This window comes from Halomonas sp. AOP22-C1-8 (genome assembly GCF_052378905.1).
Classification (GTDB): Bacteria; Pseudomonadota; Gammaproteobacteria; order Pseudomonadales; family Halomonadaceae; genus Vreelandella; species Vreelandella citrativorans.
This window is the reverse complement of sequence record NZ_JBQSYD010000059.1, coordinates 1-3175: the sequence shown is the minus strand read 5'-3', so window position 1 is coordinate 3175 and position 3175 is coordinate 1. Positions and strand designations below refer to the sequence as shown.

Here is a 3175-nt window from a genome sequence, read left to right as displayed (position 1 = left end):
GGCCGTCACCCAATAAATTGAACGCCAAGCTGACAAGCATGATAGCGGCGCCCGGGAAAGCAACGAGCCACCAGCTCTCAAGCATATAACTACGCCCTGTCGATATCATCGCGCCCCACTCGGGTAGCGGCGGCTGCGCCCCTAGCCCTAGAAAGCCGAGCGCTGCAGCCGTCAGGATGACTGTTGCCATATTCATGGTTAAACGAACAATCAAGGAGGGCAGGCACATCAAGGAGATGTAATGTACGAGTATGCGAGACGACGAGGCCCCTTGTAACTGAGCTGCCACAACGTAGTCTGAGTTTCTTAACGTAAGCGTTTCTGCCCGTGCAAGGCGCGCGACCGGAGGCCACGAAGTGAGTGCTATTGCGATAACCGCATGTTCAAGCCCTGGCCCCAAGGCCGCCACAAAAGCCAGTGCTAACACCAGACTTGGGAACGAGATAAAAATATCCGTAACACGCATAAAAGTACTGTCAATCCAGCCACCAAAATAACCGGACATAGTGCCTATAAATAAGCCAATAGGGCCCACAATAATAGTGACCAAAAAGACGATATACAGAGTTACCCGAGAGCCATAAACAAGACGACTGAAGATATCTCTTCCGTACTCATCCGTGCCAAACCAATGAGCCATGGAAGGTGGTGATAGCGTGCGCAATAAATCCTGCTGAAGCGGGTCATGTGTGGCTATCAGGGGAGCTGCTATAGCAAGAATGAGTAGCAAGGCGACAATAACGACCCCGGAAGCGCTCAGCGGATTTTTACAAAGCTTTTTAAACGATTTAATAAACAACGTTGCTCTGGTCGGTGCAACGTTAGACCGAAGGCCCATTGAGTAATCCGCGTTATTTATTGTTTCAGCATTTCTCATTATTTAGTCCTCGGATCGAACAGCTTGTATAGGACGTCTGATAATAAATTCAAGAAAACAAATACAAGTCCAATGAAAAGAACTGAGGCCATGACAGCATTCATATCGCCCATTAAGAGGCTGTCAGTTAAATATTGTCCAAAACCAGGCCAGGCAAATACGGTTTCAATAAGTACCGCACCCTCCAGCAATCCCCCATAAGCAAGCGCTACTATTGTCAGCAACTGAACCAGAATGTTTTTAAACGCGTGCTTCCAGATAACACTATGTTCAGAAAGTCCCTTCACACGGGCCGTTTTCACATACTCTTGGGAGAGCTGCTCTAGCATGAAGCTGCGCGTCATTCGTCCAATAAAAGAGACGGAGTTCAAGCCAAGAATCGCAGCGGGCAAGGCAATATGTCGTAGAGCGCTAACAAAGGCCTCTACGTTGCCAGAAAGAAGGGTGTCTATGAGATAAAATCCGGTATAGCTTTCGAACATCCCATCATAAGCAAACCCGATCCTTCCAGCCGCGCCGGCCCAATTAAGCCACGCGTAAAAGATGATTAATCCCACCATGCCGACCCAGAACACAGGAGTCGAATACCCAAAAAGGGTGATAATCCGCGTTAAATGATCACCCAATTGACCTCTATGTGTTGCCGCATACACACCCAAGGGAACCCCAAGCCCTACACCAAATATGATAGCTACAGAGGCTAGCTCTATCGTGGCAGGCAACACCCGAATAATATCGTTGATAACAGGGCTTCCTGTTAAAATGGCATAGCCGAAATCACCCGAAAGCATATCCTGGAGGTAATAGAAGTACTGAATCCAGATAGGTCGATCCAGCCCCATTTGCTGAAAAACCTGTTCATACGTCGATGAATCGGCATCCGGGCCAACGACCGCCAAGACGGGATCAATTGGCATTAGCCGCCCAATAACAAATGTCATTGTTAAAAGGCCAAACAGGGTTATAAAGATAACACCTAACTTTTTAGACGCGCCGAACCAACGTGATCTTATCATTATTATATGCTCCGTTTTAAAGTAGAAACAAAGTCGGTTACTCACCTCTTTTGGTAACTGATCGTAAGCGGGTCATCGCGGCAGGATCATCTATATACCCTTCCACTTCACTTCTAACGGCTACCGTATTGACCATTTGAGAGAAAGGGAACAAGGCACCAACCTCTTCCTCATAGATGGATTGAACTTCTTCGTAAAGGCTATTTTGTATATCACTGTCAGCTTCAGAAACTGCGCCTAAAATTAATTCATTGATACGATCATTCTGATAACCAGTACGCCAACCCTGAAAATTGGTGAGCTTCGCTTCATCTGAATTATCCGGATTCAGAAGCAGTGGGGTAAGATTAGAGTCTGGATGCGGTGCAAAACCGCCGCCTCCTCGCCCTACGATAATATCAAAGCGGCGATCTCGCATCGCACCGTATACTTGATTACCCGATCCGCTAATAATTTCTGCATCTATTCCTATACGCTTTAAACTATTTTGTAAGTTGATAGCTGCATTAATAAAAGGAGACTCATTAAGTGCTCGTATCGTAGTGCTAAACCCATTTTCGTAACCCGCACTTTGAAGTAACTCGCGAGCTTCCTCAGGTGATACTGAATACATGGGTTCCGGCAAGGTAGCCGGCAGGCCAAGTTTTATCGGGCGCTGATGAAAAACTCCATAGTAGGGCATAATACTGTTATTGATACCCTCGTAATTAATGGTGCCTCTAATCGCCTTTCGAACCTCTTTATTAGCTAGAATATCGTTATGCATACTAACGGCGACGTAATAGAGGGTGCCACGCTGAGTCGTTTGGATATCTACATTCTCGGCATTTTCCAGCGAGCGAATATCAGGAACCGACATGCCGATGGCTACATCGATGTCACCGCGCTCGATCATCAAACGCATCGTTTGTGACTCTTTTAGATTACGCATTACTACGCGTTCCATGATGGGCTCGCCACCCCAGTATTGGCTATTTCTGGTCATGATAATTCTGTCCTGGGGAATCCATTGCTCCAGGATAAAAGCACCACTACCTGCAGAGTTAGTAGTTAACCAGCGATGCCCAAGGTCATCTTCATGCTCATGTTCAAGAACGTGCTTTTTATCAAGGATAAAAGCACTGGGACTCGTCGCCAGCGTATATATCACCAGCTTTGGATCAAGCTTACGCGGAAACTTGAGTTCGACTTCGTACTCGCTAACCTGGTTAACCAAGTCGGAAATATTCTCTTGGGTATAGCCCAAGGCTTTCCACGTTGTTGCAAGCGCTAAATTAAGGTT

At 46.7% G+C, this 3175-nt stretch carries 3 protein-coding genes; all 3 read right to left on the bottom strand.

Features of this window, described 5'->3' with window-relative positions:
* Positions 1-838: ABC transporter permease (locus tag ACT3TY_RS17795; protein ID WP_444629086.1), on the bottom strand; the 838-nt coding region annotated here is incomplete at its 3' end.
* Positions 839-876: 38 nt separating this feature from the next.
* Positions 877-1893 carry an ABC transporter permease gene (locus ACT3TY_RS17790; RefSeq protein WP_444629085.1) on the bottom strand — a complete coding sequence of 339 codons (1017 nt, stop codon included), beginning with the start codon at positions 1891-1893 and terminating at the stop codon, positions 877-879.
* Between the two features lie 37 nt (positions 1894-1930).
* Positions 1931-3175: ABC transporter substrate-binding protein (locus tag ACT3TY_RS17785; RefSeq protein WP_444629084.1), on the bottom strand; the 1245-nt coding region annotated here is incomplete at its 5' end.

Excerpts from the sequence above, each read along its gene's own strand:
- ACT3TY_RS17790 (WP_444629085.1), bottom strand. The coding sequence starts at position 1,893 with ATGATAAGATCACGTTGGTTCGGCGCGTCTAAAAAGTTAGGTGTTATC.